General features: G+C 65.4%; 29 protein-coding genes. 16 read left to right on the top strand and 13 right to left on the bottom strand.

Annotation, left to right across the window (positions count from 1 at the left end):
• Positions 1-64: 64 nt before the first annotated feature.
• Entirely contained in the window at positions 65-3,496 is a 3,432-nt protein-coding gene (gene putA, locus G9Q80_RS23500) for a bifunctional proline dehydrogenase/L-glutamate gamma-semialdehyde dehydrogenase PutA (RefSeq protein ID WP_088715563.1), read from the top strand.
• Positions 3,497-3,500: 4 nt separating this feature from the next.
• Here the strand turns inward: putA and G9Q80_RS23505 are convergent, their stop codons facing one another.
• Positions 3,501-3,896, bottom strand: coding sequence for a lysozyme inhibitor LprI family protein (locus G9Q80_RS23505; protein ID WP_232788231.1), 396 nt, complete (start codon positions 3,894-3,896; stop codon positions 3,501-3,503).
• A 143-nt stretch (positions 3,897-4,039) separates the two neighbouring features.
• Here G9Q80_RS23505 and G9Q80_RS23510 point away from each other — a divergent pair, with 143 nt between their 5' ends.
• On the top strand, positions 4,040-4,819 hold the full coding sequence (locus G9Q80_RS23510) for a rhomboid family intramembrane serine protease (RefSeq protein WP_074623463.1): 780 nt from the start codon (positions 4,040-4,042) through the stop codon (positions 4,817-4,819).
• Positions 4,816-5,184: a GFA family protein gene (locus G9Q80_RS23515; protein ID WP_043144946.1), complete on the top strand. Its 369-nt coding sequence runs from the start codon at positions 4,816-4,818 to the stop codon at positions 5,182-5,184. The genes G9Q80_RS23510 and G9Q80_RS23515 overlap by 4 nt, the downstream gene beginning before the upstream one ends.
• 6 nt (positions 5,185-5,190) lie before the next feature.
• Here G9Q80_RS23515 and G9Q80_RS23520 read toward each other — a convergent pair whose 3' ends face one another.
• From G9Q80_RS23520 to G9Q80_RS23530, 3 genes are all read right to left on the bottom strand, one after another.
• Positions 5,191-5,982 (bottom strand): inositol monophosphatase family protein, encoded by a 792-nt coding sequence (locus G9Q80_RS23520; RefSeq protein ID WP_043144945.1) that lies wholly within the window; start codon positions 5,980-5,982, stop codon positions 5,191-5,193.
• Positions 5,983-6,067: 85 nt separating this feature from the next.
• Positions 6,068-6,358 carry a hypothetical protein gene (locus G9Q80_RS23525; RefSeq protein ID WP_088715561.1) on the bottom strand — a complete coding sequence of 97 codons (291 nt, stop codon included), beginning with the start codon at positions 6,356-6,358 and terminating at the stop codon, positions 6,068-6,070.
• A gap of 94 nt (positions 6,359-6,452) precedes the next feature.
• Positions 6,453-6,647: a hypothetical protein gene (locus G9Q80_RS23530; protein ID WP_223306275.1), complete on the bottom strand. Its 195-nt coding sequence runs from the start codon at positions 6,645-6,647 to the stop codon at positions 6,453-6,455.
• A gap of 243 nt (positions 6,648-6,890) precedes the next feature.
• On the opposite strand from G9Q80_RS23530, the gene G9Q80_RS23535 reads away from it, so the two are divergent.
• Complete coding sequence (locus G9Q80_RS23535; protein WP_069210343.1) at positions 6,891-7,349, top strand: YHS domain-containing (seleno)protein; 459 nt, start codon at positions 6,891-6,893, stop codon at positions 7,347-7,349.
• A 261-nt stretch (positions 7,350-7,610) separates the two neighbouring features.
• On the opposite strand, the gene G9Q80_RS23540 is transcribed toward G9Q80_RS23535, so the two are convergent.
• On the bottom strand, positions 7,611-8,012 hold the full coding sequence (locus G9Q80_RS23540) for a hypothetical protein (protein ID WP_069210344.1): 402 nt from the start codon (positions 8,010-8,012) through the stop codon (positions 7,611-7,613).
• Positions 8,009-9,211: a pyridoxal phosphate-dependent aminotransferase gene (locus G9Q80_RS23545; protein WP_088715560.1), complete on the bottom strand. Its 1,203-nt coding sequence runs from the start codon at positions 9,209-9,211 to the stop codon at positions 8,009-8,011. Before G9Q80_RS23545 ends, G9Q80_RS23540 begins: the two co-directional genes overlap by 4 nt.
• An 88-nt stretch (positions 9,212-9,299) precedes the next feature.
• Here G9Q80_RS23545 and G9Q80_RS23550 point away from each other — a divergent pair, with 88 nt between their 5' ends.
• The 3 genes from G9Q80_RS23550 (at position 9,300) to G9Q80_RS23560 (ending at position 10,647) form a co-directional block, all read left to right on the top strand.
• Positions 9,300-9,692, top strand: coding sequence for a helix-turn-helix domain-containing protein (locus G9Q80_RS23550; RefSeq protein WP_043144936.1), 393 nt, complete (start codon positions 9,300-9,302; stop codon positions 9,690-9,692).
• 1 nt (position 9,693) lies between these two features.
• Complete coding sequence (locus G9Q80_RS23555) at positions 9,694-9,966, top strand: FAD assembly factor SdhE (RefSeq protein ID WP_043144934.1); 273 nt, start codon at positions 9,694-9,696, stop codon at positions 9,964-9,966.
• 183 nt (positions 9,967-10,149) lie between these two features.
• Positions 10,150-10,647, top strand: a complete 498-nt coding sequence (locus tag G9Q80_RS23560; RefSeq protein ID WP_043144932.1) for a MarR family winged helix-turn-helix transcriptional regulator — start codon at positions 10,150-10,152, stop codon at positions 10,645-10,647.
• Positions 10,648-10,749: 102 nt separating this feature from the next.
• On the opposite strand, the gene G9Q80_RS23565 is transcribed toward G9Q80_RS23560, so the two are convergent.
• The 5 genes from G9Q80_RS23565 to G9Q80_RS23585 all read right to left on the bottom strand — a co-directional run bounded on the left by G9Q80_RS23565 (position 10,750) and on the right by G9Q80_RS23585 (position 14,994).
• A complete protein-coding gene (locus G9Q80_RS23565) occupies positions 10,750-11,427 on the bottom strand; it encodes a DUF1194 domain-containing protein (protein ID WP_043144931.1) in 678 nt (225 codons plus the stop codon).
• Positions 11,424-12,110 carry a DUF1194 domain-containing protein gene (locus G9Q80_RS23570; protein ID WP_069210353.1) on the bottom strand — a complete coding sequence of 229 codons (687 nt, stop codon included), beginning with the start codon at positions 12,108-12,110 and terminating at the stop codon, positions 11,424-11,426. The genes G9Q80_RS23565 and G9Q80_RS23570 overlap by 4 nt, the downstream gene beginning before the upstream one ends.
• A 14-nt stretch (positions 12,111-12,124) precedes the next feature.
• On the bottom strand, positions 12,125-12,559 hold the full coding sequence (locus tag G9Q80_RS23575; RefSeq protein WP_069210346.1) for a VOC family protein: 435 nt from the start codon (positions 12,557-12,559) through the stop codon (positions 12,125-12,127).
• A gap of 35 nt (positions 12,560-12,594) precedes the next feature.
• The gene (locus tag G9Q80_RS23580) at positions 12,595-13,908 is read right to left on the bottom strand and encodes a surface lipoprotein assembly modifier (protein ID WP_157903844.1); all 1,314 of its coding nucleotides are present in this window, start codon (positions 13,906-13,908) and stop codon (positions 12,595-12,597) included.
• Positions 13,909-13,977: 69 nt separating this feature from the next.
• A complete protein-coding gene (locus G9Q80_RS23585) occupies positions 13,978-14,994 on the bottom strand; it encodes a hypothetical protein (RefSeq protein WP_088715558.1) in 1,017 nt (338 codons plus the stop codon).
• 308 nt (positions 14,995-15,302) lie between these two features.
• Here G9Q80_RS23585 and G9Q80_RS23590 point away from each other — a divergent pair, with 308 nt between their 5' ends.
• Positions 15,303-15,728 (top strand): DNA-binding transcriptional response regulator, encoded by a 426-nt coding sequence (locus tag G9Q80_RS23590; protein ID WP_069210349.1) that lies wholly within the window; start codon positions 15,303-15,305, stop codon positions 15,726-15,728.
• Here G9Q80_RS23590 and G9Q80_RS23595 read toward each other — a convergent pair whose 3' ends face one another.
• A complete protein-coding gene (locus G9Q80_RS23595; protein WP_088715557.1) occupies positions 15,729-18,605 on the bottom strand; it encodes a CheR family methyltransferase in 2,877 nt (958 codons plus the stop codon).
• A gap of 136 nt (positions 18,606-18,741) precedes the next feature.
• Here G9Q80_RS23595 and G9Q80_RS23600 point away from each other — a divergent pair, with 136 nt between their 5' ends.
• The 7 genes from G9Q80_RS23600 to G9Q80_RS23630 all read left to right on the top strand — a co-directional run bounded on the left by G9Q80_RS23600 (position 18,742) and on the right by G9Q80_RS23630 (position 25,545).
• The gene (locus tag G9Q80_RS23600; RefSeq protein ID WP_088715556.1) at positions 18,742-19,533 is read left to right on the top strand and encodes a thymidylate synthase; all 792 of its coding nucleotides are present in this window, start codon (positions 18,742-18,744) and stop codon (positions 19,531-19,533) included.
• A 7-nt stretch (positions 19,534-19,540) separates the two neighbouring features.
• Positions 19,541-20,017 carry a dihydrofolate reductase gene (locus G9Q80_RS23605; RefSeq protein ID WP_088715555.1) on the top strand — a complete coding sequence of 159 codons (477 nt, stop codon included), beginning with the start codon at positions 19,541-19,543 and terminating at the stop codon, positions 20,015-20,017.
• Positions 20,018-20,106: 89 nt separating this feature from the next.
• Positions 20,107-20,733 carry a hypothetical protein gene (locus tag G9Q80_RS23610; protein WP_133066416.1) on the top strand — a complete coding sequence of 209 codons (627 nt, stop codon included), beginning with the start codon at positions 20,107-20,109 and terminating at the stop codon, positions 20,731-20,733.
• A gap of 614 nt (positions 20,734-21,347) precedes the next feature.
• On the top strand, positions 21,348-23,306 hold the full coding sequence (parE, locus tag G9Q80_RS23615; protein ID WP_043144921.1) for a DNA topoisomerase IV subunit B: 1,959 nt from the start codon (positions 21,348-21,350) through the stop codon (positions 23,304-23,306).
• 168 nt (positions 23,307-23,474) lie between these two features.
• Positions 23,475-24,038: a hypothetical protein gene (locus G9Q80_RS23620; RefSeq protein WP_133066415.1), complete on the top strand. Its 564-nt coding sequence runs from the start codon at positions 23,475-23,477 to the stop codon at positions 24,036-24,038.
• 424 nt (positions 24,039-24,462) lie between these two features.
• On the top strand, positions 24,463-24,636 hold the full coding sequence (locus G9Q80_RS23625) for a hypothetical protein (protein WP_088715554.1): 174 nt from the start codon (positions 24,463-24,465) through the stop codon (positions 24,634-24,636).
• 213 nt (positions 24,637-24,849) lie between these two features.
• Entirely contained in the window at positions 24,850-25,545 is a 696-nt protein-coding gene (locus tag G9Q80_RS23630) for a hypothetical protein (protein WP_088715713.1), read from the top strand.
• On the opposite strand, the gene G9Q80_RS23635 is transcribed toward G9Q80_RS23630, so the two are convergent.
• Positions 25,542-25,946: a c-type cytochrome gene (locus G9Q80_RS23635; protein WP_043144919.1), complete on the bottom strand. Its 405-nt coding sequence runs from the start codon at positions 25,944-25,946 to the stop codon at positions 25,542-25,544. The genes G9Q80_RS23630 and G9Q80_RS23635 overlap by 4 nt on opposite strands.
• Positions 25,947-26,068: 122 nt before the next feature.
• On the opposite strand from G9Q80_RS23635, the gene G9Q80_RS23640 reads away from it, so the two are divergent.
• Positions 26,069-26,767 (top strand): DUF1194 domain-containing protein, encoded by a 699-nt coding sequence (locus G9Q80_RS23640; protein ID WP_043144918.1) that lies wholly within the window; start codon positions 26,069-26,071, stop codon positions 26,765-26,767.
• Positions 26,768-26,770: the final 3 nt, after the last annotated feature.

The following is a 26,770-nucleotide window of genomic DNA, read 5'->3' on the forward strand; positions in this document are numbered from 1 at the left end:
GTGCTGGTATCCATTCCGCACCCCGTCCCCACTTATCTTACCCGAAATCCAGAAAGGCACGAGCATGCCGAAGGACCAGATGACAGACCTGCGCGCGCGCATCGACGCGCTGACCTATGCCGGTGAGGCCGAAACCCTGGCCCGGCTGAAAGACGATGCCGCGCTGGATAGCTCTGCCCGCGCCGCGATCTCTGGCAGCGCGGCGCAGCTCGTGCGGGACATCCGCGGCGCCACCCGCCCCGGTCTGATGGAGGTCTTCCTGGCCGAATACGGGTTGTCGACCGAAGAGGGCGTCGCGCTGATGTGCCTGGCAGAGGCGTTGCTGCGCGTGCCCGACAGCGCCACCATCGACGCGTTGATCGAGGACAAGATCGCACCCTCCGACTGGTCGCGCCACCTGGGCCATTCCACCTCGCCGCTGGTCAATGCCTCGACCTGGGCGCTGATGCTGACAGGCAAGGTGCTGGAAGACCAGCAGCCCGGCCCCGTCGGCCACCTGCGCGGCGCCATCAAGCGGCTCGGTGAACCGGTGATCCGCACCGCCGTCGGCCGCGCCATGCGCGAGATGGGCGCGCAGTTCGTCCTGGGCGAAAGCATCGAGGCCGCGATGAAACGCGGCAAGGCGCAAGAGGCCAAGGGCTATACCTACTCCTACGACATGCTGGGCGAAGCGGCCCGGACAGAGGCCGACGCCCAGCGTTATTTCGACGCCTATGCCCAGGCAATCCGCGCCATCGCCAACAATGCCCCGCACGAGGCGACCCGCGACAACCCCGGTATCTCGGTCAAGCTTTCGGCCCTGCATCCGCGCTATGACGAGTTGCAGGCCGAAACCGCCCGCGCCGCGCTGATCCCGCGGCTGCGTGCCCTGGCCCTGCAGGCTCGCAACGCCAAGATCGGGCTGAACATCGACGCGGAAGAGGCCGACCGCCTCTCGCTCTCGCTGGACGTGATCGAGGAGGTCCTTTCCGATCCGGGCCTTGCCGGCTGGGAAGGGTTCGGCGTGGTCGTGCAGGCCTACGGCCAGCGCGCGGGCGCGGTGATCGACTGGCTCTACGCGCTGTCGGAAAAGCTCGATCGCCGGATCATGGTCCGGCTTGTCAAAGGCGCCTATTGGGACACCGAGATCAAGCGCGCCCAGGTCGCCGGCCTGCCCGCGTTCCCGGTCTTCACCTCGAAACCCGCCACCGATGTCTCCTACATCGCCAATGCGCGCAAGCTGCTGTCGATGACGGACCGCATCTACCCGCAGTTCGCCACGCACAACGCACATACGGTGTCGGCGATCCTGCACATGGCGCAGGACAAAAACGCATTTGAATTCCAGCGCCTGCACGGCATGGGAGAGACCCTGCACCGGCTGGTCATGGACCAGAACAAGACCCGCTGCCGGATCTATGCGCCTGTCGGCGCGCACCGCGACCTGCTGGCCTATCTCGTCCGTCGCCTCCTCGAAAACGGCGCCAACTCCAGCTTCGTCAACCAGATCGTGGACGAGGACGTGGCCCCTGAAACCGTTGCCGCCGACCCGTTCGAGGCACCCGCAGGCCGTGCCCTGACCACCGGCCCCGACCTCTTCCAGCCCGAGCGCCGCAACTCCGAGGGGCTGGACCTGCGCCACCGGCCCAGCTTTGCCGCGCTCGACAATGGGCGCGCAGCCTTCCGCAATGCGCAATGGCAGGCCGCCCCCCTGACCGTGGCCGAGGCCGCGCCCGGCGACACCGAGGAAGTCCTGAACCCCGCCAACCTCGACGACGTTCTGGGACAGATCACCTGGGCCAGTCCCGAGCAGGCGCGCGCCGCCGCCGCCGCCGCGCAGCCCTGGCAGGCCAGCCCGGCAGAGCGTGCGCGCATCCTGAATGCCGCTGCCGACCTCTACGAGGCCAACCAGGCCGAGATCTTTGCCATCCTGCACCGCGAGGCGGGCAAGTCGCTGATGGATGCCCTGGCCGAACTGCGCGAGGCGGTGGATTTCCTGCGCTACTACGCCGCCCGCTGCCAGGAGGGTGCCGACAGCCCGCTGGGCACCTTCGCCTGCATCTCGCCCTGGAACTTCCCCTTGGCGATCTTCACCGGCCAGCTCTCCGCCGCGCTTGCTGCGGGCAACGCGGTTCTGGCGAAACCGGCGGAACAGACGCCGCTGATCGCCCATTTCGCCACCCGCCTGCTGCACGAGGCCGGGGTGCCCCATGCCGCCCTGCAACTGCTGCCCGGTGCCGGGGACGTCGGCGCGGTGCTGACCTCCTGCCCGGACGTGGACGGCGTCGCCTTTACCGGCGGCACCGAGACCGCCCAGATCATCCACCGCAGCATGGCGCAGCACCTTGCCCCAGGCGCGCCCTTCATCGCGGAAACCGGCGGGCTGAACGCGATGATCGTCGACAGCACCGCCCTGCCAGAACAGGCCGTGCAGGCGATCATCGAATCCGCCTTCCAATCCGCCGGGCAACGCTGTTCCGCGCTGCGCTGCCTCTATGTCCAAGAGGACGTGGCCGAAGGTTTCCTCGAAATGCTCAAGGGCGCCATGCAAAGCCTCAGCGTCGGCGATCCCTGGGAGGCGGCCACCGATGTCGGCCCGGTGATCGACGCCGAGGCGCAGGACGGCATCCTCGACCACGTCGCCCAGGCCTCTCGCGAGGGACGGGTGCTGCAACAGGTCAGCGTGCCCGCGTCCGGGCATTTCGTGCCGCCAACGCTAATCCGCATCGGCGGGATCGAGGATCTGGAACGTGAGATCTTCGGCCCCGTGCTGCATGTCGCCACCTACAAGGCGCGCAACCTGACCCGCGTCATCGAGGCGATCAACGGCACAGGCTACGGGCTGACCTTCGGCTTGATGACGCGGATCGACGAGCGCGTGCAGCAGATCACCGAAAGCATCGAGGCGGGCAATATCTACGTCAACCGCAACCAGATCGGCGCCATCGTCGGCAGCCAGCCCTTCGGCGGCGAGGGCCTCTCGGGCACCGGCCCCAAGGCGGGCGGCCCGCTCTACCTGGATCGGTTCCGCGCCCATCCCGCGCCCGACAGCACGGGCGACGAAACCGGCGCACCTGTCCCGGACCTGGGCAAGCGGCTGGCGGAGGCTGCCCAGAGCGATCCCGCGCCCAGCCGCATGGAACTGCCCGGCCCGACGGGCGAGGCCAACGTGCTGCACCAGCACGCCCGCCCGCCGCTGCTCTGCCTCGGACCGGGGCAGGACACGGCCGAGGCGCAGGCACAGGCCATCCACGCCCTTGGCGGGCGTGCGGTGGTAGCTCCCGGCCTGCCGCCGGAAACCCTGCAGGACACGCAGGGCATCGCCGGGGCCGTCTGGTGGGGGGATGCGGACCGCGCCCGTACCTACCGGCAGGCGCTGGCCGATCGTCCTGGCCCAATCCTGACGCTGATCACCGGCAGCCCGGATGCGGGTCACGCCCGCGCCGAACGGCATGTCTGTATCGACACCACCGCGGCAGGCGGCAACGCCGCCCTGCTGGCCGGGCAGGAGGGCTGAGCCCCTACTGGGTGTATTGCATCAGCTCGGCAATCCGGGCGCGGCCCAGTTCGACCCGGCAAGAGCGCACCGCGATTCCGGTGCCCGAGCCGCCGCCATAGGTCGACCCCACGAAATCGCAGTGGGCATCGCGGTAGGCCGCCCATGCGGCCTGCCCGCTTTCCAGCGCGGGCAGCGACACCTCGCGCCGCGTGATCTCGTCCAGGTCCTTGGCTGCATCGCTGGCAAAGCGCAGCGCGATGCCAAGCGCCTCGTCCACCGCCGTCTCGGCCTGGGCGACGCATTCGGCGATTTCCACCTGGCTACCGGCAGACACGCTGCATTCCAGCGACGGATCGGCGCTGGCGGCAAGGGGCAGAAAACCCAACATCGCCACGGTCAAGGATCTCTTGAGGGTCACTGTCCCGTCTCCCACTGTGTCATCGGATCGGAATGTTCGGCCAAGGCCACGCTCAAGGCAAGCCCGGACAGCCGCGACCCACCCGGCATCCACCGGGCCCAAGGCACCTTGACCTCCCCCCCTGGCATGCCAATCTCCACCCCATGTTTCCGATCCGCGATCACAACCCGTCTGGGCGTACCCCCTTCGTCACTTACACCCTGGTCGCGATCAACATCGTCGTGTTCCTGGCCTCGCTGCAATACGAGGGCTCACCCCGCGCGATGATGGCCTTTTACGCCGATTACGCGCTGATCCCCCGCTTTCTGTCCGAAGGCTACGGATTCTCCGGGCTCTTCACCTCGATGTTCCTGCACGGGGGGTGGATGCATATCGCGGGCAACATGCTGTTCCTCTACATCTTCGGCGACAACCTCGAAGACGAGATGGGACATGTCGGCTACTTGTTGTTCTACCTGGCCGCAGGGCTGGGCGCGGGGCTGATCCACTGGCTGTCGGCGCCCCTGTCCACCGTGCCCACCGTGGGCGCCTCGGGCGCCATTGCCGGGGTCATGGGGGGCTACCTGCTGCTGTTCCCCAAGGCGCGGGTCGACATCCTGATCATCCTGATCGTCATCTTCCGCGTCATCCCGGTCCCCGCCTGGCTGATGCTGGCGCTCTGGTTCGCGATGCAGCTTTTCGGCGGGTGGAGCGCCCCCGCCGACCAGGGCGGCGTTGCCTACTGGGCGCATGTGGGCGGCTTCGTGATCGGGCTGGTTCTGACGGTGCCGGTCTGGCTGCGGCGCGGTGGCGCCCGCTTCTGGAACCGCACCGACGGGCATCCGCCCCACCCGGAAACCGAATACGCCTTTGAACGCAGCCGCGTGCCCCGCGTCCAGAGCCGCAAACACCACACACAAGTTCCAAGGATTCGCAGAAAATGACAGAGATCCACACCGCCACCTGCCATTGTGGCGCCGTAGAACTGCGGGTGCGCCTGTCAGACGGGACCGCCACGGCCCGGCGCTGCGACTGTTCTTACTGCCGCCGCCGCAGCGCCGCGGTCGTCAGTGCGCCGCTGGACGGGATCGAGGTGGTCAAGGGGACGGAAAACCTGGCGCTCTACAGCTTTGGCACGCACACGGCGCAGCACCATTTCTGCAAGACCTGCGGCATCTACATGTACCATCGCCGCCGGTCGAACCCGAACGAATACGGGGTCAACCTCTATTGCATCGAGGGGATGGAACCCAAGGACTTCGAGCCGCTGGGCTGGAACGACGGCGTCAATCACCCCTCGGACCGCTGAACACCCTCACTCGGCGCGCAGGATCCGGGTGAAGCCGCTGAAGATCTCGTTGTTGGCGCAAATGATGCTGCCGCTTTCCAGGGGGTCCTGCCCCTCGCGGACGCCATCGACCAGCGCCCCGGCCTCCTTGGCGATCAGGTAGCCTGCGGCCATGTCCCAGAGGTTCAGCTCGCGCTCCCAGTAACCCTCGAAGCGGCCCGCGGCCACATAGGCCATGTCCAGCGAGGACGAGCCGAGGTGGCGCACACCGGCGCATTCCGGCATCACGCGGGCAAGATCCTTGAGCGTCGCGGGCAGGGTGCGTTTCGCGGCAAAGGGGATGCCAGTGGCGAAGACCGCCTCGACCATGCGGCGCCGACCGGACACGCGCAGACGCTTGGAATCGTTCAGCCAGGCACCCGCGCCGCGTTCGGCATAGAACATCTCGTCCTTGGCGGCGTCGAAGACCACCGCCGACACGATCTGCCCCTTGTGTTCCAGAGCGATGGAAATTGCCCAATGCGGCAGCGCGTGCAGGAAATTGGTGCCGCCGTCCAGCGGATCGACGATCCAGCGCCGGGTGGGGTCGCTGCCCGCCTCCTCGCCGCCTTCCTCGCCCAGCCAGCCATAGTTCGGCCGCGCGCCCATCAGCTCTTCCTTGAGGATGCGCTCGGCCTCGATATCGGCCTTCGACACGAAGTCGCCCGCGCCCTTCATGGAGACCTGGAGGTTCTCGACCTCGCGGAAGTCCTTGACCAGCGAGCGGCCCGCCTTGCGCGCCGCCTTCATCATGATGTTCAGATTCGCGCTGCCCTGCATGGCCCGGCCTTTCCCGCGTGGTCACAAATGAAATCAGGCCGCGCGTATACGCGGCCTGACAGGCAATGCCAAGGGGCGCGGCGCCTCAGCGGTAGACGGCGCCCTTTTCGCCCGGCACGAACTTCGGCGAATAGGACCTGGTGTGGCCCAGATGGTTGTAATAGGCACCTGCGTTCGGCTTGCCGCAGCAGACGACACCGCCCGCCAGAACCGGCTGCAACCCCTGCGGGCAATAGTTCGGCGCATTGTAGCTGTGGACCAGGAAATTCGAATTCGGATCGTTGGTCGCGTCGCCCATGTACATGTCGCCCCAGGCAAAGGCCGAGGTCGCGCTGAGAGCGAGCGCCGTGGCAGCGGCGGTCAAAGTCAGTTTCATAATGTCCCCCAAAAGACGGTGCAATTGTCCACAAGCTACCAGCACGGCAGCGTGAGTCAATTTTTTCGTGTCATTTCCGGAAGATTCTCCCGCTTCAGGCAGGATCTCCGCGCCCCAGATCCTGCCAGTGTTCGCCCATCGCGACGATGCAGGACTGACCGGAAGCGTAGCTGATGATCATGGTCCAGTCGCCCTGATCATCGGTCCAGATCTCGACCACTTCCTCGGGGCTGCGCAGCCCGGTGGCGCGACGCGCGGTGCCGAACTGTTCCACCAGCTTGCGTGTCATCTGTTCGGAAGGGGCGCATATGACTTCGGCAATCGGGCTGCCGACGGCCGGTCCGATCGGCAACCCGAGGCATAGCAAGATTGGGAGGACTGATCTTGTCATGCATCGAATGTAACAGGTTTATGACGACCGGGCGAGAAATTTTGCCGGCACACGCCTCGTCACGTCCCCGTGTCGGGGGCTTTTGCCCGCCCGCCGGTCGTCCCATCCTGAAGACACCCGCCACACCCACCGGAGGTCGCCATGACGAACCTGACACGCCGCGCCACGTTTGGCCTTGCCCTTGCCGCCCCTGCCCTGCTGTTCACCACGCGCCGCGCCCTGGCCGCCGAACCAGAGATCTACGCCGAAAACGGGATCGCCATCGACGGATCCGACCCGGTGGCCTATTTCGCCGGAAACGGACCAGTGGCCGGCGGTGCCGCTGCGCTCAGCTGGAAAGGCGCCTCATGGCAATTCTCCGACGCCGGGAACGCCGCCGCCTTCGAGGCCGACCCCAAGGCCTATGCGCCGCAATTCGGGGGCTATTGCGCCTATGCCGCCTCGCGCGGCTACCTCGCGCCGACCATCCCCGAGGCCTGGACGATCCACGATGGCCAGCTTTTCCTCAACGCCAGCCTGCGCGCCCGCACGCTGTGGCTGCGAGACATAGAGGGAAACATCGCCAAGGGCCGTGCCAACTGGCCGGGCATCCTGGGATAATCGCCTTGCGCGGCCTGCTCAGCCCTGCCGGGCGAGCAGCGCCCGCACGTCATCCGGAGACAGGGGAAACAGGGGCCGGCCAAGATCGAACGGCCCACCTGTATCGCGTTGCATCAGTGTCGTCTGGTTCTGTGGCATGGATCGAACATAGGGCCCAAGACCCAAGGAATGAAGAGGTCGCCCGCTGCATTCGTTAACTTCGGCAACGACCTGCCCGATTTACAGGCAAATCGCCACCTCGATGCCCAACAGGAGGGCGTGTCAGCCCTTCATCACCCGGTCCGCCTTCTTGCGGACCAGGACGCTGCGCAGGTCATGCATCGCCAAAAGCAGCGCATCCGTCACCTCTTCGAGCTGTTCCGGCGTCGCGCGGGCCTGCGCCCATTGCGCGGTCAGGTTCAGGTGGTCGATGGCCCGATGGATGTCGTCCATCTCGCGCAGCGCCAGCAGCCGCTGGCGGTCTTCCATCCAGGCGCGGATCTCTTCCAGTTCGCCCGGCGTCAGCTCACGGTCGCCATGCGGCTTGATCTCACCCTTGTTGACGTTGACCACGGCGATCTGGTCCATCTCGATCCGCCGCTGCCGGTTCTCGGTGTCGACGCGATAGACCAAGGCGCCGTTTTCGCGCACCCGGAAATAGAACTCGGGCAGGTCTGCGGTCATGTCAGCCCCGCGCAGAACCGTTCGATCCTGTCGCAGGCACCGGTCAGTTGCGCGTCCGAGGCGGCATAGCTGACGCGGAAATGCGGGCTGAGGCCGAAGGCCGCGCCAAAGACCACCGCAACCCCCTCTTCTTCCAGCAGGGCGGTGCAGAAATCCTCGTCCGTGTCGATCCGGCGCCCGCCTTTCGACGTCTTGCCAAGGCAGCCCGCCACGGACGGATAGACATAGAATGCCCCCTCGGGCGTGGCGCAGGTGATCCCGGCGCAGGCATTCAGCCGTGCGACCACCATGTCGCGCCGCCTGGCGAAGACCGCCGCACGCTCTGCCAGGAAATCCTGCGGCCCGTTCAGCGCCTCGACCGCGGCCCACTGGCTGATCGAACAGGGGTTGGTCGTGGACTGGCCCTGCACCTTGCGCATCGCACCGATCAGTTCCTCCGGGCCGCCGGCGTAGCCGATCCGCCAACCGGTCATCGCGTAGGCCTTGCTGACGCCATTGACGGTCAGCGTGCGGTCATACAGCCCCGGTTCGACCTGCGCCGGGCTGACGAATGCGAACCCGTCATAGGCCAGGTGTTCGTACATGTCGTCCGACATGACCCAGACATGCGGGTGGCGCATCAGCACATCGGTCAACGCCTTCAGCGCCGCGCGGTCGTAGCCGGCGCCCGTCGGGTTGGACGGCGAGTTGAAGATGAACCACTTGGTCCTTGGCGTGATCGCCGCCTCAAGTTGTTCGGGCGTAATCCGGAAGCCCTCGGCCTCGGCGCCTTCGACGATCACCGGCTCACCGCCGCCCAGGCGCACCATGTCCGGGTAGCTGACCCAGTAGGGCGCCGGAATGATGACCTCGTCACCCGGGTTCAGCGTCGCCATCAGCGCGTTGTACAGCACCTGCTTGCCACCGGTGCTGACGCTGATCTGGGCAGGCGTGTAGGTCAGCCCGTTTTCGCGGGCGAACTTATCACAGACCGCCTGCTTGAGTTCGGGGATTCCGTCCGGCGCAGTGTATTTCGTTTTCCCCGCTTCGATTGCCGCAATTGCCGCAGCCTTGATATTGTCCGGTGTGTCAAAGTCCGGCTCGCCGGCGCCGAGTCCGATGATATCGCGCCCTGCGGCCGCCAATTCGCGCGCAAGTTGCGTGACGGCGACCGTCGGGGAGGGTTTCACGCGGGACAGCGTCTGCGACAGAAAGGGCATAAGGGGGCTCGTCGTTTGAAAATTGGCCAGCCCTGTCATAGTTTGCGCCCAAACGGCGTTCAAGCGGCTTCACCGGAAAGGTAAGATCATGGACAACTCGAAAGACTGGTACGGGCCCGAATCCGCCACCTTCGGCGACCGGCTCGCTGCTGCCCGCGAGGCAGCCAACATGACCCAGGAGGTCCTGGCCAAGCGCCTGGGCGTCAAGCTCAAGACCCTGCAGGCCTGGGAAGACGACATCAACGAACCCCGCGCCAACCGCCTGTCCACGCTGGCCGGTGTGCTGAACGTGTCGATCGTCTGGCTGATCACCGGCGAAGGCGATGGCGTGCCGGATCCCGACCAGGACGATACCCTCGCGCCCGACGTCAACGCCATCCTGATCGAGATCCGCGCGCTCCGCGGCCAGTTCAAGGCCAAGGCGGACAAGCTGGGACGGCTGGAAAAGCGCCTGCGCTCCCTGCTGACAGAGGCCCAGTGACATGACCACCGGCCCCGGCGAATCCCGCGAAACCCGTCTCCGCCGCCTGCGCATGCGTTCCATGCGCCGCGGCACCAAGGAGATGGACATCCTGCTGATCCGCTTCGCCGAGGCCCGTCTGGACGCCCTGGATGCCGCCGAACTGGATGCCTACGAGGCCTTGTTGGCGGAAAACGACCAGGATCTCTACCAGTGGATCTCGGGCCAGCGCCCCGCGCCCGAGACCCACGCCCCGATGATCTCGGAAATCACGCGCGTCGCCGCAAACGGTTGATCGCACGGCAGGAATCCGCCCCGCGGCCGCCGCCGGGCGGATCCGTGCGTTTTGCGCCTTGGTAAGCTTGGTTAACCAACCCTCGGAAATCACTAGAATTTTCCGGGTCTTCTACTCGGTTTAACCCGATATTTGCGTTTATACCCGAAAGCTCCGTTGCAAGAAAAACAGGCGGAGACTGAAATGAGCATTCATTCGTCACTGAATCAGGGGCCGGCACAGGGCTTCATAACGAGTTACCTGGATGCGTTGAGCCTGGTGGAACGACTCCACCGCCTCCTGCTCGACGTGATCAAGGACGAATTCGAGCGGTTGGGCATCATCGACGTGAACGCGGTGCAAGCCTTGCTGCTCTTCAACATCGGCGACAACGAGGTGACGGCCGGTGAACTGAAAAGCCGTGGCTACTACCAGGGCTCGAACGTCAGCTACAATCTCAAGAAACTGGTCGAGATGGGCTACATGCACCACCAGCGGTGCGAAATCGACCGACGCTCGGTCCGCGTGCGCCTGACCCAGCGGGGGAGGGAAATCCGCGACATCGTCGGTGATCTCTTTTCCCGCCACGCGGACGGTCTGCAGGGCAAGGGCGTGCTTTCGGTCGATGGCATCGACGAGATTACCACCGCCCTGCGCCGCGTCGAACGCTACTGGACCGACCAGATCCGCTACATCTACTGAGGCGCCGGGCCGGGCGATACAGCCCGGACGGCGCCCTGGTGGGACGGCGGGCGGGGCGATCTGCACCTGCGGCGCAGGAGCGGCGCCCAGACGTCCCGGCCTCTATCTGGACGACACGGCCAGCACCTGCAATTCGCGCTTCAGCTTGCGCACCATCGCCGCCTCGAAGGCCTCGAAACCCAGCGCGGTCTCGACAAAGGCATCCGGCCCAGCGATGACATAGGCGCGATAGTACGAGGCCAGCGCACCGATCCCGTTCGCATCGCCGGAGGCCCCGATCACCAGCCCGTTGATCGTGATCCCGCCCGGGCGGCTGTCCTGCGGTCTTGGCCCGGTGTTCGACTTGCCGTCGCCCGACAGGTCCAGCACCTGGCGCCAGCAAACCTCCTGTTCGGCCAACAGCGCCGCACCAAACCTCTTGGCTGCCCCTATCGCGGTGGACTGACCCAGCTGCCCCCGCTGCGTCCCCCGCAACAGCGCCGCCAGATCGGCCACATCCGCCGGCCCTTCGATCCGCCGCCAGGGCGCCACCAAACGCTGAGATCCCGGCCCGCTCCATTCGAAAACGGCCAAGGCCACTGGCGCCTCGGGCATCGCCAGCAAGGCGCCCATGACCTCCGGGTCCTCCAGCGCGCCGGCCAGCCCGTCCAATTGCAGCCGGTATTCCTCCGCGTCGACCGATCCCGACACGTCCAGCCCCAGGGCCAGCGCCTGGCGGCAGGCCGCCTCGGCGCCCGCGCCCCAGATCAGTAGCGCCGCAAGGCCAAGCAGCCGGGTCATCCCGGTCCAGGCCCGACATAGGGCAAACCGCCGACGATCCGGTTCTGGACCTCGCGATACAGCTTGCGGATCATCGCCCGTTCGAATCCCTCGTAGCCCTCTGCGGTCTCGATGAAGGCCCCCGGCCCGTGCAGCACCTCGAACTCGTAGTGGTCCACCACAGAGGGGTCGGCCCCCAGCACCGCCAGCGCATTGACCGTGATCCGCTCGAACGGGAAATGCTTGTAGGCCAGTCCGGGCCAGAACCCGTCATTGGTGATCCCGTCGCCGGACACGTCGATCACCTGCCGCTCGCAGGCGGGCGCCTCCTGCATCAGCGTGGCGCCAAAGCCCAGCGCATAGCCCAGCGCCGTCGGGAACCGCCGGTAAGACCGCTGCACGGTCCGCAACCGCGCGGCCACCGCCGCGATATCGCCCGCGCTCTGCAGCAGAACCCAGTCCTGCACCACCACCGATTGCCGCCGCCCGCTCCACTCGTAGACGGCCAGTGCAACGCTGCCGCCCTGCTGCAGGATCGCGCCCTGCACGTCCGGACTGGTCAGCGCCGCGGCCAGGCCGTCGCGCTGCAGCCGGTATTCCGCCTCGTCCACGGAAGAGGAGACATCCAGCGCCAGCAGCAGCGCCAGCCGGCAGGCGGCCTCGGCCCCCGCCGGCACCAGCGCCGCCAGCGCGGCAGCGATCATGCAGCCAAGGCGGCTCACCAGTGACCCGTGTTGCCCATGCTGGCCCAGGGTTCCTGCGGGGCCAGCGCCTCGCCTTCCTGCAACAGTTCAATCGAGATGTTGTCGGGCGAACGGACAAAGGCCATGTGCCCGTCGCGCGGCGGCCGGTTGATCGTCACGCCCGCGTCCATCAGCGACTGGCACATCTCGTAGATGTTGGGCACCGTGTAGGCGAGGTGACCGAAATGACGACCGTCCGAGGGCAGACCGTCATCTCCGTCCCAGTTATAGGTCAGTTCCAGATCCGCGTGGCCATCCGCCTGGTCGGGCGGGCACAGGAAGACCAGCGTGAACCGGCCCTTCTCGTTCTCGCTCCGGCGGCGCTCGACCAGCCCCAGCATCTTGTAAAAGGCGATCGACGCGTCGAGGTCCTTCACCCGGACCATCGTGTGCAGATACTTGATTCCCATTTTGTCCCTTCCGGCCCGCCCGCGCGGACCGTCTTTCAGAATACCGATTTCAGACCCAGCCGCAGATCCGTGCCGCGGGTCTCGTAGATGGTATAATTGGAACTCCGGTCGCGGAAGGAAACCCCGATTTCCGGGGCAAAGCCGTAGAGATCGTAGTTCGGCAACAGCAGGTCCAGCGAAACGGTCAGTTCCTCGTCCCGCCGCGGCTCGATCCAGAAGGTGGTCGGCCCCATGTCGAAATCCGTCACTTCCCAGGCCAGGGTCAGCCGTGGCAACACGCCCTTGACCGGCTTGCCCAGGCGATAGCTCAGCGCCGCGCGCGCGCTTTCCCGCGCCACCAGCCGAGAGTCCGAAGCCGTGTCGGTCACCAGCAGGTCCAGCCCCAGCGTCGACCGGCCATAGGCCCGTGTCAGCGTCAGGCCCAGTTCGCGGGTCTGTGCATCCCGCACCGCCGCATCGTGCCGCTCCTCGACCTCGTAGCCATAGCGCAGCGCCCCGATCAACCCCGGCGCAATCGTCTGGCCATAGCTCAGGTCCAGTCGCGCGGCATCGGCGAAAAGCTGTCCGCCCAGCCAGTGCCGCGTCACCGACAGCTGCGATTTTCCCAGCCAACTGCCATCCTGCCCACGCGCCTCGTAACCCAGGCTCAGCGCCAGCGCATCCTGCCTGTAATCCGCGTCCCTGATCCCCGGCACCTTGTCGCGCGCCTCCTGGGAAAACCGCACGCGCTGGAACTCTGTCGAAAGGCCAAGGTTCAGCCGCCGGGTCTCGCTCAGCGGGACACGGCGGACATAGTCGGCGCCCAGGACATAGCGTTCCCCGGACAGCGGCACCGCCGAAGGATTGACGAAAGGCAGCCCGGCAAAGGTAAATCGGTTGGTCCTGGGGGCGCCGTTGAGGTTGTCCGACGGTTCGACCGACAGATCCAGCGACAGCCGCCAGGGCGTCAGCCGCCGCAACTGGCGGAAATCGCGGACCGCCACCGCCTTCAGCTGATCATCCGGCGCCATCTGCGCGGCACGCCGCAGCCAGAGCTGCGCAACACCTGGCCGCCCGCCAGAGGCGCGGGCCTGCGCCATCAGCATCGCGGAAAAGAACCGCTCGCGCTCGTCATTCGTGCCGCCAAAGACGAGGCGCGCAGCCTCCGCCGCCTCGGCGCTGCGGCCAAGCTGCGACAGGGCGCGGGATTTCATCATCAGCGCGTCGGTATCGCCGGGCGCGCCCAGCAGCACGCCCTCGGCCAGCACCAGCGCCAGTTCCGCCTGTCCGGCCATCAGGGCACGCGCCGCGGCGCCGCGCGCCTCGTCCACGCTCATCCGGACCGCCTCGGCCCCGGCCGGGGCCGACATCAAGGCCATCCCACCGGCTAGGATGGCCGGTCGCAAGGCGCGCATCAGGTGGGCCACCAGGCGCATGGGTCAGGGGCGCGTTGCGATGAAACCGCCGGTCTCGCGAATATCCTCGGTGAGGAACTCGCCCGTCGCCGGGTCGATGCCCACCGGGCCCTGTCCTTCGATCACCACGATGCCGACAACCTCCTCGCCGTCAGGCCCCGCGAAAAGCCCCGACCAGGTGCCCGTCTGGGTCACTTCGCCGTCCGAGCGTATGGCGCTGGCATCGGAAGAGTTGATCGTCCAGGTGTCGAAGTTGATCTCGGCCGTGGCCAGCGACAGGAAATCCGCACCGCTCAGCGCGGCAATGTTCACGCCGTTGGCATCAAAGAACTCGCGGCTGACGATAACGCCTTCGACGGCGCCGGAGATGTCCGGATCCTCGACGTCGACCTCGATCCGCGCCAGGCCGGACACGTACTGGATTTCCGTATCCGGTGAGCCATCGACGACAACGGTGCGGACCGCGGCGTATTCGCCTGTGAAGACATAGGAATCCGTCCCCTTCGGCAGTGCGCCGCTGCCTTCAAGCCGCTGCGCCGCAGCCCCGCCAAAGCCGAACGACAGGTAGCGGTCCGTGCCGACGGCGCCCACCTGGCTAAAGCCGCTGGGCGAGCGGCGGAACACCGCGAAATACTGCGACGTGCCCGAAGGCCCTGCCGTGTTGCGGTAGGCGTCGAACCCGGTGCCGCCGGGATTGAGAATGGCGCTGAGGCGCGTGTCCTTGCTGTAGACGTTCGCACCGGCCACGGCCTTGTCGCTGTCGAAGGGCAGCTCGTTGAAGACCAGCTCGCCGGTGTCCGGGTCGAATGTCATCTCGTCGACGCGCAGATCTTCCGAGGCGTCATCCAGCTCGCTCGTGTACAGGTTGTCGGGATCGGGATCCGCGTCGGGATCGGTGCCACCGCCGGTCCCGGGATCGGGTTCTGGCACCAGCGGCTGCGCCCCGGTTCCGATTCCCGACCCGCCGTCGCCGGTCAACGTCGCGCCGTCACACGCGGCAAGGACGCCCGCGAGAGCGAGCGCTGCAATAATGCGATACATGGGACTGCCTCAGGTCTTGCCTTTTATTTTGTCCACAGCGTGCGTGTCACGGTTGAAAAAGTCAATCTTGGCTTGGCGAAGCGGCTGGATGTGCGGCATAATCGCCCCACAGCGGGGATTTCTGGAATGGCTGACAGGCCCCACGCTCAGGGGCGATTGCCCGGGCCACCTGTCGGCGTGCTTTCAGATCGGCAACCGGAAAGGTATGCCCGTGCACGTCACCTGTCCGATGTATCGGGGCACGGCGCGCACGGTTTTTGCTGCGCCGCATGGCGCCAATGAATTTAAGACGCGAGGCAGCTAGGGCCATGACCGGCGAGACCACAGGCACGAGAACGGCAGGGCCGACCCTGATCGTCGAGGACAACGCCTTTCTCTCGACAGAGCTTTTCGAGGCACTGCAAGAGGCCGGGCTGAACCCGCTGCCGCCGGTCAGCCACTACACCGCCGCGCTGTCCAGCCTGTCGCAGGACACCCCGCGCCTCTGCGTGCTCGACCTCGACCTTGGCCGCCAGATGAGCTCGAACGTGGTCATCGGCGAAGAGGGACGGCGCCTGCTCGCCATCCTGCACGCGCGCGGCTGCCGAACCGCCGTCTACAGTGCCTATGTGTCGAACCCGCTGGGCCTGCGCGACATCGCCCCGGACGTCGAGGTGCTCAGCAAGAGCCAGCCGGTCGAGGAACTGGTCCGCGTGCTGCGCAACCTCTCCGGGCTCGAACCCGCGCCGGCCTGATCATCCCGCGCCCATCCGCGAGATCGTGACACAGAGCCCCTCGGGGCGATAATCCATCACCACAGTGGCCTGCAACTGGCGGCCCAGGATCGTGCCCAGCAGGAAGGCGCCAAAGCCGGTCCGCCCGGGCGGCACCACCTCAGGGCCGCCGGTTTCGCGCCATGTCATCCGCGACAGCCCCTCGCCGCTGGTCACGACATCCAGCACCACCCGGCCATCCGGCACGCTCCATGCCCCGTATTTGACCGCATTCGTGCCCAGTTCGTGCAGGGCCAGGCCGATGGCCTGCGCCTCCTCGGGCGGCAGGGCCACATCCTCTCCCTGGTAGGTGAACCTCTCGTCGCTCAGATCCACAAAGGCGGCCAGGCTGGACTGCGCCAGCCCGCGCAGGCCCTGCCAGTCCCAGCCCCCGTCCGACAACAGCTCGAACGTCCGCCCCATCGAGGCCAGACGCTGCGACAGGCGGCTGGCCAGTTCGGTCTTGTCGCCCGACCGTTGCGCGGTGAACCGCGTCACCGCCCGCACCACCGCCAGCATGTTCTTGACCCGGTGCTGCAGCTCGGCGGTCAGCAGGTCCTTCTGCTCCTCCAGCGCCCGTTCCGAGGTCACGTCACGCACCGCGATGCCCGCCGCCGTCACCTCTCCGTCGCGCAACACCGGAAAGATATCGCCGACCAGCCGCCGATTCTGCGCGGCCGTAATCTCGATCCCCTCCAGCGGCGCGGCGCCGTCCAGGACCGCCTCGATCCGCGCCGCGAAATCACCGATCTGCACCGGCACCGGGGTATCCCCCGGCGCAAGGCGCAGCGCGTCCGGGTCCAGCCCGAACAGCTCGGCCAGGAACCTGTTGCCGCGCAGCCAGCGCATGTCCTTGCCGATCATCCCCAGCCCGACAGGCACACCATCGTAGATTGCCTGCAACTCGGCATTCTGTTGTTCCAGCTGGGCAGAGGACTCCAGCAGTTCGCGGTTGAAGGCCTGCAGCTTGCTGTTGATCAGCTCCAGCTCCCCCCGGCTGATCCGAAGTTCCCGGTTCGAGGATTGCAGTTCCTCGTTCAGCGCCAGCAGTTCCCGGTTGGCGCTGCTCAGCGCCATCTCGGCGCTTTCGGTCCGCCATTGCAGCCGGTCCAGCCGCCGCTGCCAGGGCACAGTGCCCACCCGCTCCAGGACCGGCAGATCGCCGTCCACGCCGTCGCACAGCACCACCAGATAGCGACCGGCCTGCTCCGCCGAAGCCGTCACGCGAACCTCTCCCTTGGCGTCCGCTCCTTCACCGGCACTGGTGCGTACCGCGATTTCGCGCCCCTCGTCGCGCACCTCCGCCAGGGCCTCCATCGCCGCGCGGGCGCGGGCCGGGTCGCGCAGATCCTGCAGCCCATAGGCCACGCCTGGCCGCACCGGCGAAAGAAAGGCCCGCATCGGCGCAGACACATGAATGAACCGCCCGGTATCATCGACCGAGGCAAAGACCGTCCCCAGCATCTGCAAAACGCCACGTTCGGCCAGCGCCGTTTCGGTCAGCCGCTCGCCGGGCCGGTGGCCGCGCATGGCAGAGACCCGCGCCCCGCCGTGGGTTTTCCGGCGCCGGAACAGCAGGCCGTCCTCGCCCAGCGGCTCGTATCCCTCCGGGTCCAGCAGCGGGGCCATTTGCGGCAAGACCGCAAGAAACCCGTCTGCCTGCAGGCCATAGTCGAACCGGGCCAGCGCCACCTCCGCCTTTTCGGGGCGGCCCAACAGGGCGGGCCGCAGGCAGACCACCAGGTCCAGCCAGCCAAAGGGCGCATCCGCATAGAGGTCGTGCTCTGCAAAGACGCAGAGTTCGCGCAAGGCGAGGTCGACCGTGTAGCCGCCGTCGCCGCGCCGCAGGAAACGCGCCCGGCGGCCCGGATCCAGCGCCGCCGCCGCTTCGGCCCCATAGTCGCCCGACCGGGCCTTTCGCAGGGCCAGAGCGTCCGTGTCAGTGCCGAATATCTTCCAGGGGCGCCGGTCCTGCCGCTCTGTCGTCAGCTCGATGATCCTCATGGCAAGCTGGTAGACCAGGTCACCCTGCCCGCAGCCGGGCACCCAGACACGAAATCCCGCCTGCTTGCGCTGCAACAACGGGATCAGCACCAGGTCCCGCAGCCGGTCAATCACCACGGCGTCGGAAACCTCCTGCGCGGTGCCCTGCATGACGTCCCGCGCCAGGCGTTGCCGCTCTGCCGGATCGCGGCGCAACTGGGCCAGGTAGACCTCGGGCGCCAGCCCGCCCTCGATCGCCATGCGGCGCAACATCCGGGCTGCAAGCAGCGCGGGCCTCGGCCGGTCCGCAAAACCCAGCAACCGCGCGGCCCGGTCCAGCTGTTCGTTGCTTGGCCCGTCGCCGGCGGCCTGGGCAACCCGCGCCTGGTGGATCGCCGTCACGACCCCGGGCGCGTCCTCTGCCGTCACCTCCCGATCCGCCAGCGTGGCAGAGCCAACCGCCAGCACGACGCCCCCCGCAGCCTGCAGGGCCCGCGCCCCCAGGGTCGGCAGCGTCACGCCGCCGGGCAACAGCACCGCGATCCCCGCCGGTTCGCTCTCCGCCAGGCTCGACAGGCAGTCATCCAGCGGCGAGGCATCCTCCGGCACCAGCCGCAGGACACCGCCCGCCACCCGCGCGCCCTGCCCCCCCGGCACGACCAGCACCCGGTCCGCAACCGGCGCCAGCCCATCCTCGGCCATGTCCACGGGCACCCGGGCCACGACACGCAGCGCGTCCAGCAGCTCTGTGTCGGCGGGCGTCCGGCGCATCGGCAGCACCACCCAGCACAGGCCGCTGCCCGGGCGGATCGCTGCCACGCAGGCGACCAGCGCCTCGCGCGCATCCGGCGGCGCGCAAATCGCGGCGATCATCATCCCTGGCGGCCTCCGGTCCCTGCCTCGATACCCCGCTGGCAGCTTGGCACAGCCGCCCCGATCCCGCCAAGCGTCCCGCTTCCGCCGCCCCGCGAAATACCCTATGCCAAGGGGACCGCTTTCCCGGAGGGACACCATGCAGCAATACCTCGACGCACTCCGCACGGTCCTCGACCACGGCGAAGAGTCAACCGACCGCACTGGCACCGGCACCCGCAGCTATTTCGGCCTGCAATGCCGCTATCCCCTGGCACAGGGCTTTCCGCTGGTCACGACCAAGAAACTGCACCTGCGCTCGATCATCCACGAGCTGCTCTGGTTCCTCTCCGGCGACACCAACATCACCTACCTCAAGGACAACGGCGTCTCGATCTGGGACGAATGGGCGGATGAGAACGGCGACCTCGGCCCGGTCTACGGCCACCAGTGGCGCCACTGGCCCGGATACAAGGGCGAGATCGACCAGATCCAGACCCTGCTGCACCAGATCCGCACCACCCCGGATTCGCGCCGCATGATCGTCTCGGCCTGGAACCCGGCGGATGTGCCCGAGATGGCGCTGCCGCCCTGCCACACGCTCTGGCAGGTCCGCATCATCGGGCGCAAACTGCACCTGCAGCTCTACCAGCGCTCGGCCGACATGTTCCTCGGCGTGCCCTTCAACATAGCCTCCTACGCGCTGCTGCAGGTCATGCTGGCCCATGTCACCGGCTACGAGCCCGGCGATTTCGTCCATTCCATCGGCGACGCGCATATCTATTCCAACCACATGGAGCAGGTGGCGGAACAGCTCTCACGCACGCCCCGCCCCCTGCCCCGGTTGGAGATCGCGCGCGAGGTGACCGACCTCTTCGATTTCCGGTACGAGGATTTCTCCTTCCCCGGCTACGACCCCCTGCCCGCCATCAAGGCCCCCGTGGCCGTCTGAGGTTTTCATGATCACGCTCATCGCCGCCCACGACCGCAACCGCGCCATCGGCAAGGACGGGGACATCCCCTGGCACCTCCCCGAGGACCTCGCCATGTTCAAGCGCGAGACCCTGGGCGGCGCCATCATCATGGGCCGCAAGACCTGGGACAGCCTGCCGTTCAAGCCCCTCCCCAAGCGCCTGAACATCGTCGTCTCCCGCGATACCTCGCTGCACGAGCATGTCGTGGGTTCAGTCGAAGAGGGGATCGCCCTGGCGCAGTCGCTTGGCTATTTCCGCATCTACGGAATCGGCGGTCAAAAGATCTACGAGGCCATGCTGCCGCTGGCGCATCGGCTGTTGATTACCGAGGTGGATTTGGAGGTCGAAGGGGCGGATGCGTGGTTTCCGGAGATTGGGGAGGGGTGGCGGGAGGTAAGCAGATCAGCTTTGGCTGTTGGAAACACGTCAATTTCGTTCATTGAGCGCATCTTAAATTTATGAACAAACAGCTTGTCCAGGATACCAGCGGAACATCAAGCCGCCAACCCACGAATAGATTAGGTCGGCGCGTTTCTTGCAGAGGGGCATCATTGGCTCTGCTTCTTGCTCTGTCATTTTCAGCAAATGATGCCGCCGCTCTTGGTGAGAGCTTACTCAAGCATGAGTTTTTCTTCTATGCGGCCAAGTTCATTTGCTCGTCCAAGGCCATTCCTGAACCTGAAAGCCGTTGCTCACTTGGCCAAGGCACCAAGCTGATCCGCCGAAACACGCTCTTCGGCTTCAGACCTGGAAAAGCAACATGCCGAAACTTTCTCCTCATCGACGATCAAGAGTCTTTGGAAAGAAAGAACAGCCGCCAGATGCGCTACAATGACCGGTATGCATCAGATGTTTTCCGGACATATGTGCGCACCAGCTACTCTTTCTTCCAACTCAGGCGACCCCGACACTATGCGACCATTGCGCATATCGGAAATGACGTAGACTTAGATCAACTTGTAAATCGTGACACCAGATCTTTTCAAACAGATCTGTTGGAGTACGTGAAAGAATCAGACCGGCAAACCGGCTGGGAAGCTCATACTGCAACACTCGGAGCAAAGCTATTTTCCCCGGGAAACGCGCTTGTGTTCGCCAGTTCGACAGACTGTGACGGTTTCACAATTCTTAACTTTCGGGTCAACGAGCAAAACACCAAAGCGAAAGCCGATAAGTGACAAGCGCCATCAATCCCCCAAGGCGCGGAACAAGGCCGAAGGCCGCCGCGCCAGCGTCATGCTAAAAGCATGCCTCCGGCATGACCCGCCCCGTCCCGCCAAAGGCGGGCCAATCATAGGCCGCGCACCTTTGGTGCGACGGGCGGCGCTTTGTCGACGCATGCGCAAACCTCCAAGGTCCTTCGGATGTGTCACGATAAACCGCACCCGCTCTACCCTTAGCGGCGCCACCCCGCAGGTCGGCGCTCCTGCGTCTCCGCACAAGGCTCGGACGGTCCCGCCTCACCAACCCCGTCCCGGGCTTGACCCGGGACGTCGCCCCACAGGCGCCCCCCAAAAAACACCGCGATTAACCAAATCTCCCGCAACGTCAGCCAAACCCCGGCCCGCGTTTTGTACAAAATGCTGAATTCGACGTACGAAACGTACAAAACGTACAAACCAGGCGCCCCAGGGCCGCCACTCCGCATCCCGCATCACCGCAAGATATGGTAGGCTCCCCCGGTTGCCTCCCCCAAGGCACGGTGCCTTAACCCTATCGCGCGCCCCGTTTACCCGGGCGGGACGCTCTGCCATAATCGCCGCCAACCAATCAGAACAAACCGAGCACGCATATGGCCGACGATCTCCTCCATTCCGCCGCAGAACCCGAGTATGACGCCTCCTCCATCGAGGTGCTCGAGGGGCTGGAACCCGTGCGCAAACGCCCCGGGATGTATATCGGCGGCACCGACGACCGCGCCCTGCATCACCTCGTGGCCGAGGTTCTGGACAACTCGATGGACGAGGCGGTGGCCGGCCATGCCAACCGGATCGAGGTCACGCTGCATTCGGATTTCTCCATTGAAATCAGGGACAACGGTCGTGGTATCCCGATCGACCCGCACCCCAAGTTCCCCGGCAAATCCGCGCTCGAGGTGATCCTCTGCACCCTGCACGCGGGCGGCAAGTTCTCGGGCAAGGCCTATGAGACCTCCGGCGGTCTGCACGGTGTCGGCGCCTCTGTCGTCAACGCCCTGTCGGATTCGATGGTGGTCCAGGTCGCCCGCAACAAGGAGCTGTACGAACAGCGTTTCTCGCGCGGGATTCCCCTTGGCCCGGTTGCGAAAATCGGCCAGGCCCCGAACCGCCGCGGCACCACGGTGATCTTTCACGCGGACGAAGAAATCTTTGGTTCTCATAGGTTTAAGCCCTCCCGCCTGTTCAAGATGGTGCGGTCCAAGGCCTACCTTTTCAGCGGCGTCGAGATCCGCTGGAAGACCGAGATCGAGGACGGCGACACGCCCACCGAGGCCACCTTCCACTTCCCCGGCGGCCTGTCGGACTACCTGGTGGAAACGCTGGGCAGCGCCTCGACCTACGCCGACAAACCCTTTTCCGGCATCGTGGATTTCAAGGAGAAATTCGGCACGCCGGGCAAGGTCGAATGGGCGATCAACTGGACCCCCTCGCGCGACGGGTTCATCCAGAGCTACTGTAACACCGTCCCCACCCCCGAGGGCGGCACACATGAGGCCGGGTTCTGGGCCGCGATCCTCAAGGGGATCCGTGCCTACGGCGAGCTGGTGAACAACAAAAAAGCCAGCCAGATCAACAGGGACGACCTGATCACCGGCGGCTGCGCGCTGGTCTCCTGCTTTATCCGCGAGCCGGAATTCGTCGGCCAGACAAAGGACCGCCTCGCCACGACCGAGGCGCAGCGGCTGGTGGAAAACTCCGTCCGCGACCACTTTGACAACTGGTTGGCCTCGGACACCAAATCCGCCGGGGCGATCCTCGATTTCCTTGTCCTGCGGGCCGAGGAACGGCTGCGCCGCCGGCAGGAAAAGGAAACCGCCCGGAAAAGCGCGACCAAGAAACTGCGCCTGCCGGGCAAGCTGACCGACTGCACCAACAAGAACCGCGAAGGGACAGAGATCTTCATCGTCGAAGGCGATTCGGCCGGAGGCTCTGCCAAGGGCGCCCGTTTCCGCGAGACGCAGGCGCTCTTGCCGCTCAAGGGCAAGATCCTGAACGTGCTCGGCGCGGCCTCGAACAAGCTGTCCTCCAACGCCGAGATCCGTGATCTCTGCGAGGCGCTTGGCGTCGGATTGGGCCCCAAGTTCAACGTCGACGACCTTCGCTATGACAAGATCATCATCATGACCGACGCGGACGTCGACGGCGCCCATATCGCGGCGCTCCTGATGACCTTTTTCTACACCCAGATGCGCCCGCTGATCGACCAGGGACACCTATATCTCGCCTGCCCGCCGCTCTACCGGCTGACGCAGGGCGCGAAACGGCTATACGTGGCCGACGATGCCGCCAAGGAGGCGGCGCTGGCCAAGGGGCTGGGCGGAAAGGGAAAGATCGACGTCCAGCGTTTCAAGGGCCTGGGCGAGATGGACGCCAAGGACCTGAAAGAAACCACGATGGACCCGGCGACAAGGACCCTGATCCGCGTGACCATCGACGAGGACGAACCGGGCGAAACCGGCGATCTGGTGGAACGCCTGATGGGCAAGAAGCCGGAGCTGCGCTTCCAGTATATTCAGGAGAATGCGCGGTTTGTGGAAGAGTTGGATGTTTGATGCGCGTAGCAGCCGCTATTTTTACCTGTTTCTATCGGGGGTTTATTGTCGGCCTCATCCACACGAATTGGTCTGAATTTCGAACCTTAAAGCCAAACGAATGGGGGGGACTTTCTAGCTGGAACTGTAGGCCCCCTTGCATTCGCTTGGTTGGTTTTCAGCGTTATCATGCAAGGCAGTGAGCTTGAAAACTCCAGGACAGTGCTCCAACACCAAGCACAAGAGCTTGCTTCTTCAGCACGAGCCCATCGAGATCAAGCTCAGGCCGCCAGTGATAGCATTGCACAACAGAATCGCGTTTACACCGCATCACTCTGGTTAAAAACAAGAAATCTAGAAGTAGTCATAGCGGAGAAGCTAGAGATACTGAGCAAATTTCTTGACAATCAGGAGCCACGCTCACCGCTGCTAAGCTCTGATTTTAGGGAGCTTCTGGAGAGTATGCGCGTCTCTATATTGAAGCCCTATGGGATCAAAAACTCAACTACAAAAACCCCCAAAGATGAATACAAGGATATCAAGAGAGCTTTTCAAGAGAGCTTCCCGATACCGGACTTGGAAAAGTATTCGAATGATGAGCGAAAATCTGCCCTGGCGTATAGCCTTGACAGGCGGGCTACCGCTCTTCTTGAAAAAGTCCTGACAGAACAAGAAAAGTCCGAAACCAGAAAAAGAAAAGACGAAGCCAAGAATCCGGAAACAACACCGGAAGCAAGAAGTAGATTAAGCTAAACTTGAAACCTACCAAACCGACACAGCGCCAGAGCCGACGCGTGCGGTGGCTCAACCACGATTGATCGGCGGCGATTTATCCCCGAGTTCGCGCGCGAAATCCGAGCACAGGACAAACGGCAACGTAGAGCCGCCGCGTGGGCGCGCGTCGGCTCTGGCGCGGCGGGCCTGCGGCCCTTGTTCCGCGCCCTGTTCTGCTGCTCGCAAGTAACCCGTCTGGGCAAACCACTCAGCCTTCCCCAACTATATTTCCCTCTCACCCATCCAACCCCTTGCATGTCGCCCCCGCCCGCACACATCATGAATTGCATCCTGCAAGATGCCTCATCGGTGACATCGCCCTGACATGTGTCAGGCAACCCTGCCCCCTCTGAGCGTCCACCCGCCCGGCATTCCGCCGCGCGGTGTCGAAAGAGGTACTCCCATGTCCAAGGAAAAGAACCGCGGCAACCGCGAAGCGAAGAAACCCAAGAAGGAAAAGGTCAAGGTGCTGGCCACCTCGAACAGCAACGCCGGCAAGGACCCGGTGATCGGCGGCAAGGCTGTGAGCGGCGGGCCCAGCGGCAGATCCGGCGGCAAGGCCGCGCGCGCGCACTGAGCGGCGCGAAACCCACCGGGTGCGTGTCCCCACGCACCCGTCACGAACACTGCGGACCCTGGATTCCACCACGCCCTGTTCGGGACACCTCCCCATCCTGACGGACGGTCATTTGCCGCTGCCGCCGATTACGTCGACACGACCGAAGCCCGACAGGCCCAGGGCAGGCCATTGCTGCTTGCCAAGCGACCCGCCCCCGGCCAATCTCACATCATGCGCATTGCCCTCTTTGCCCTTTTGATCCTGACAGCCTGCGGCCGCTCGGCCACGCCGAACGAAACCGCTTTTCTGCGGGCCTTTCACGGCGACGACATCGACCCGAAACGAATCCGCTTGATCGATGGCAACCCGGCAGGCGCCGTGACCTATGACATCCCCGTCCGTCCCCGCACCACCTGCCAGGAACGCATCTGGCCCCCGATCACCAAGACCCGCACGGTGACGGTATCACCGGCGGCCACCGTGCTGTTCAACAAGGTGCTGCTGCGGGATGACGTGTACAGGGAAGACTTCCTGGCCGGCTACCCTGACCGGATCGACCTGTTCGATGCGATGCTCTTTGCCCATGAGGCGACCCATGTCTGGCAGTGGCAGAACCGCAAGCTGACCGGCTACCACCCGCTCAAGGCGGCGCAGGAACACAGTGCCTCGAAAGACCCTTATCTTTTCGACACCGAGGCAACGCGCGATTTCCTGTCCTTCGGCTATGAACAGCAGGGCAGCATCGTCGAGGAATACGTCTGTTGCCGCCTGCTGGACCCGAACGCGCCCCGCACCGCACGGCTGCGGGGAATGATCGGGAAATACATGCCCGTAGACCGGTTGGACGCGGCGATTGACCGGCCCACCGTGATTCTGCCCTGGAAAGGGGCGCAGACGACGGGCATCTGCCGCAGGACCGGCGGCTAGTCCTGCTCGATCCGTTGCAGTTCCAACAGGTAGGCGACCAGATCCACCACCGGCTGAGATGTCAGGATCGGCTGGCCCGCCTGTGTCTTCATCGGAACGTCGAATGACCGTTCGAAGAAATCGCCGAAGACCGGCATCGGTGAGCCATGCGCCACCAGCGGATCACGTCCGTCGATCCGCTGGACGACCCGCGCCAGGGGAAAGACGCCTCCATTCTGGATCGTAAGTTCGGTCAGGTTGGTGGGTGGGATCGTCAGGACACCGGCCATCGGCCCGTCCCCCTTGCCTTCCAACCCGTGGCAGGTGGCGCAATGGGTGTAGAAATGCGCGCGTCCGATGTCGGCGTCCTGGGCGAAGGCGGGCGCGGCCATCAGGCTCAGCAGGGCAAGGCGGGCGATCATGGCGTATCCTCCTGGTCAGCAATGCCGCGACTGTGCCACAGCGCGACAGGCAGGAACATGACGCTGGTCAATATGGGCAAGGCGTTGCCCCGCCCTATCTGGATGCCAAACGGAGGGTAGCGATGCGGATGATCCTGGTGATGATGCTGGTCTGGGCCGGGGTGGCACAGGCCCAGGACACGGACCTTGAACTGGTGCTGCTGGCGGATGCCTCGGGCAGCATCGACCAGCGGGAAATCCAGTTTCAGCGACAGGGTTACGCAGAGGCGATCACCGACCCCGAGGTGCTGACCGCCATCGCGAACACCGCTTACGGACATATCGCCGTGACCTACGTGGAATGGGCCGCGAACCAGGCCGTCGTTGCCGACTGGACGCTGATCGACGGGCCAGAGAGCGCTGCGGGATTCGCCGCAGAGTTGATGGGCAAGCCACGCCAGGCCTACGGGCGCAACGCGATCGGCGCCGCGCTGGACGAGGCGCTGCGCCTGATGGACAGCAATGAATTCGACGGCTGGCGGCGGGTGATCGACTTTTCCGGCGACAGCGTAAATTCCTACTCCGGCCCGCCAATTGCCGAGGCCCGCGAAAGGGTTCTGGCCGCCGGTGTCACGATCAACGCCCTGCCGATCCTGCGCCCGGGCGATCCGGGCCGCGCGCATGGCGGACTCGAGGCGCTGTATTCCGAACGTATCATCGGCGGGCCAGGCGCTTTTGTCGTCACCGCCGAAAGCCGCGAGAGTTTTGCCGAAGCGGTCAAGCGCAAGCTGATCCTCGAAATCTCGGGCAGCATGCCGGGCGGAGCATTTGCCCGGCGCTGACCG

This window comes from Mameliella sp. LZ-28, from assembly GCF_012274245.1.
Taxonomy (GTDB): domain Bacteria; phylum Pseudomonadota; class Alphaproteobacteria; order Rhodobacterales; family Rhodobacteraceae; genus Antarctobacter; species Antarctobacter albus.

Coding starts and splice junctions, on each gene's coding strand:
- G9Q80_RS23630 (WP_088715713.1), top strand. CDS start 24,850: ATGCGCATTGCCCTCTTTGCCCTTTTGATCCTGACAGCCTGCGGCCGC.
- G9Q80_RS23620 (WP_133066415.1), top strand. CDS start 23,475: ATGCAAGGCAGTGAGCTTGAAAACTCCAGGACAGTGCTCCAACACCAA.
- G9Q80_RS23520 (WP_043144945.1), bottom strand. CDS start 5,982: ATGCAGGGCAGCGCGAATCTGAACATCATGATGAAGGCGGCGCGCAAG.
- G9Q80_RS23640 (WP_043144918.1), top strand. CDS start 26,069: ATGCGGATGATCCTGGTGATGATGCTGGTCTGGGCCGGGGTGGCACAG.
- parE (WP_043144921.1), top strand. CDS start 21,348: ATGGCCGACGATCTCCTCCATTCCGCCGCAGAACCCGAGTATGACGCC.
- G9Q80_RS23590 (WP_069210349.1), top strand. CDS start 15,303: ATGACCGGCGAGACCACAGGCACGAGAACGGCAGGGCCGACCCTGATC.
- G9Q80_RS23565 (WP_043144931.1), bottom strand. CDS start 11,427: ATGACCCGGCTGCTTGGCCTTGCGGCGCTACTGATCTGGGGCGCGGGC.
- G9Q80_RS23515 (WP_043144946.1), top strand. CDS start 4,816: ATGACAGAGATCCACACCGCCACCTGCCATTGTGGCGCCGTAGAACTG.
- G9Q80_RS23545 (WP_088715560.1), bottom strand. CDS start 9,211: ATGCCCTTTCTGTCGCAGACGCTGTCCCGCGTGAAACCCTCCCCGACG.
- G9Q80_RS23605 (WP_088715555.1), top strand. CDS start 19,541: ATGATCACGCTCATCGCCGCCCACGACCGCAACCGCGCCATCGGCAAG.
- G9Q80_RS23570 (WP_069210353.1), bottom strand. CDS start 12,110: ATGATCGCTGCCGCGCTGGCGGCGCTGGTGCCGGCGGGGGCCGAGGCC.
- G9Q80_RS23625 (WP_088715554.1), top strand. CDS start 24,463: ATGTCCAAGGAAAAGAACCGCGGCAACCGCGAAGCGAAGAAACCCAAG.
- G9Q80_RS23535 (WP_069210343.1), top strand. CDS start 6,891: ATGACGAACCTGACACGCCGCGCCACGTTTGGCCTTGCCCTTGCCGCC.
- G9Q80_RS23575 (WP_069210346.1), bottom strand. CDS start 12,559: ATGGGAATCAAGTATCTGCACACGATGGTCCGGGTGAAGGACCTCGAC.
- G9Q80_RS23510 (WP_074623463.1), top strand. CDS start 4,040: ATGTTTCCGATCCGCGATCACAACCCGTCTGGGCGTACCCCCTTCGTC.
- G9Q80_RS23530 (WP_223306275.1), bottom strand. CDS start 6,647: ATGACACGCAAGCTGGTGGAACAGTTCGGCACCGCGCGTCGCGCCACC.
- G9Q80_RS23580 (WP_157903844.1), bottom strand. CDS start 13,908: ATGTCGGCCCCGGCCGGGGCCGAGGCGGTCCGGATGAGCGTGGACGAG.
- G9Q80_RS23560 (WP_043144932.1), top strand. CDS start 10,150: ATGAGCATTCATTCGTCACTGAATCAGGGGCCGGCACAGGGCTTCATA.
- G9Q80_RS23540 (WP_069210344.1), bottom strand. CDS start 8,012: ATGACCGCAGACCTGCCCGAGTTCTATTTCCGGGTGCGCGAAAACGGC.
- G9Q80_RS23525 (WP_088715561.1), bottom strand. CDS start 6,358: ATGAAACTGACTTTGACCGCCGCTGCCACGGCGCTCGCTCTCAGCGCG.
- G9Q80_RS23585 (WP_088715558.1), bottom strand. CDS start 14,994: ATGTATCGCATTATTGCAGCGCTCGCTCTCGCGGGCGTCCTTGCCGCG.
- putA (WP_088715563.1), top strand. CDS start 65: ATGCCGAAGGACCAGATGACAGACCTGCGCGCGCGCATCGACGCGCTG.
- G9Q80_RS23635 (WP_043144919.1), bottom strand. CDS start 25,946: ATGATCGCCCGCCTTGCCCTGCTGAGCCTGATGGCCGCGCCCGCCTTC.
- G9Q80_RS23595 (WP_088715557.1), bottom strand. CDS start 18,605: ATGATGATCGCCGCGATTTGCGCGCCGCCGGATGCGCGCGAGGCGCTG.
- G9Q80_RS23600 (WP_088715556.1), top strand. CDS start 18,742: ATGCAGCAATACCTCGACGCACTCCGCACGGTCCTCGACCACGGCGAA.
- G9Q80_RS23555 (WP_043144934.1), top strand. CDS start 9,694: ATGACCACCGGCCCCGGCGAATCCCGCGAAACCCGTCTCCGCCGCCTG.
- G9Q80_RS23550 (WP_043144936.1), top strand. CDS start 9,300: ATGGACAACTCGAAAGACTGGTACGGGCCCGAATCCGCCACCTTCGGC.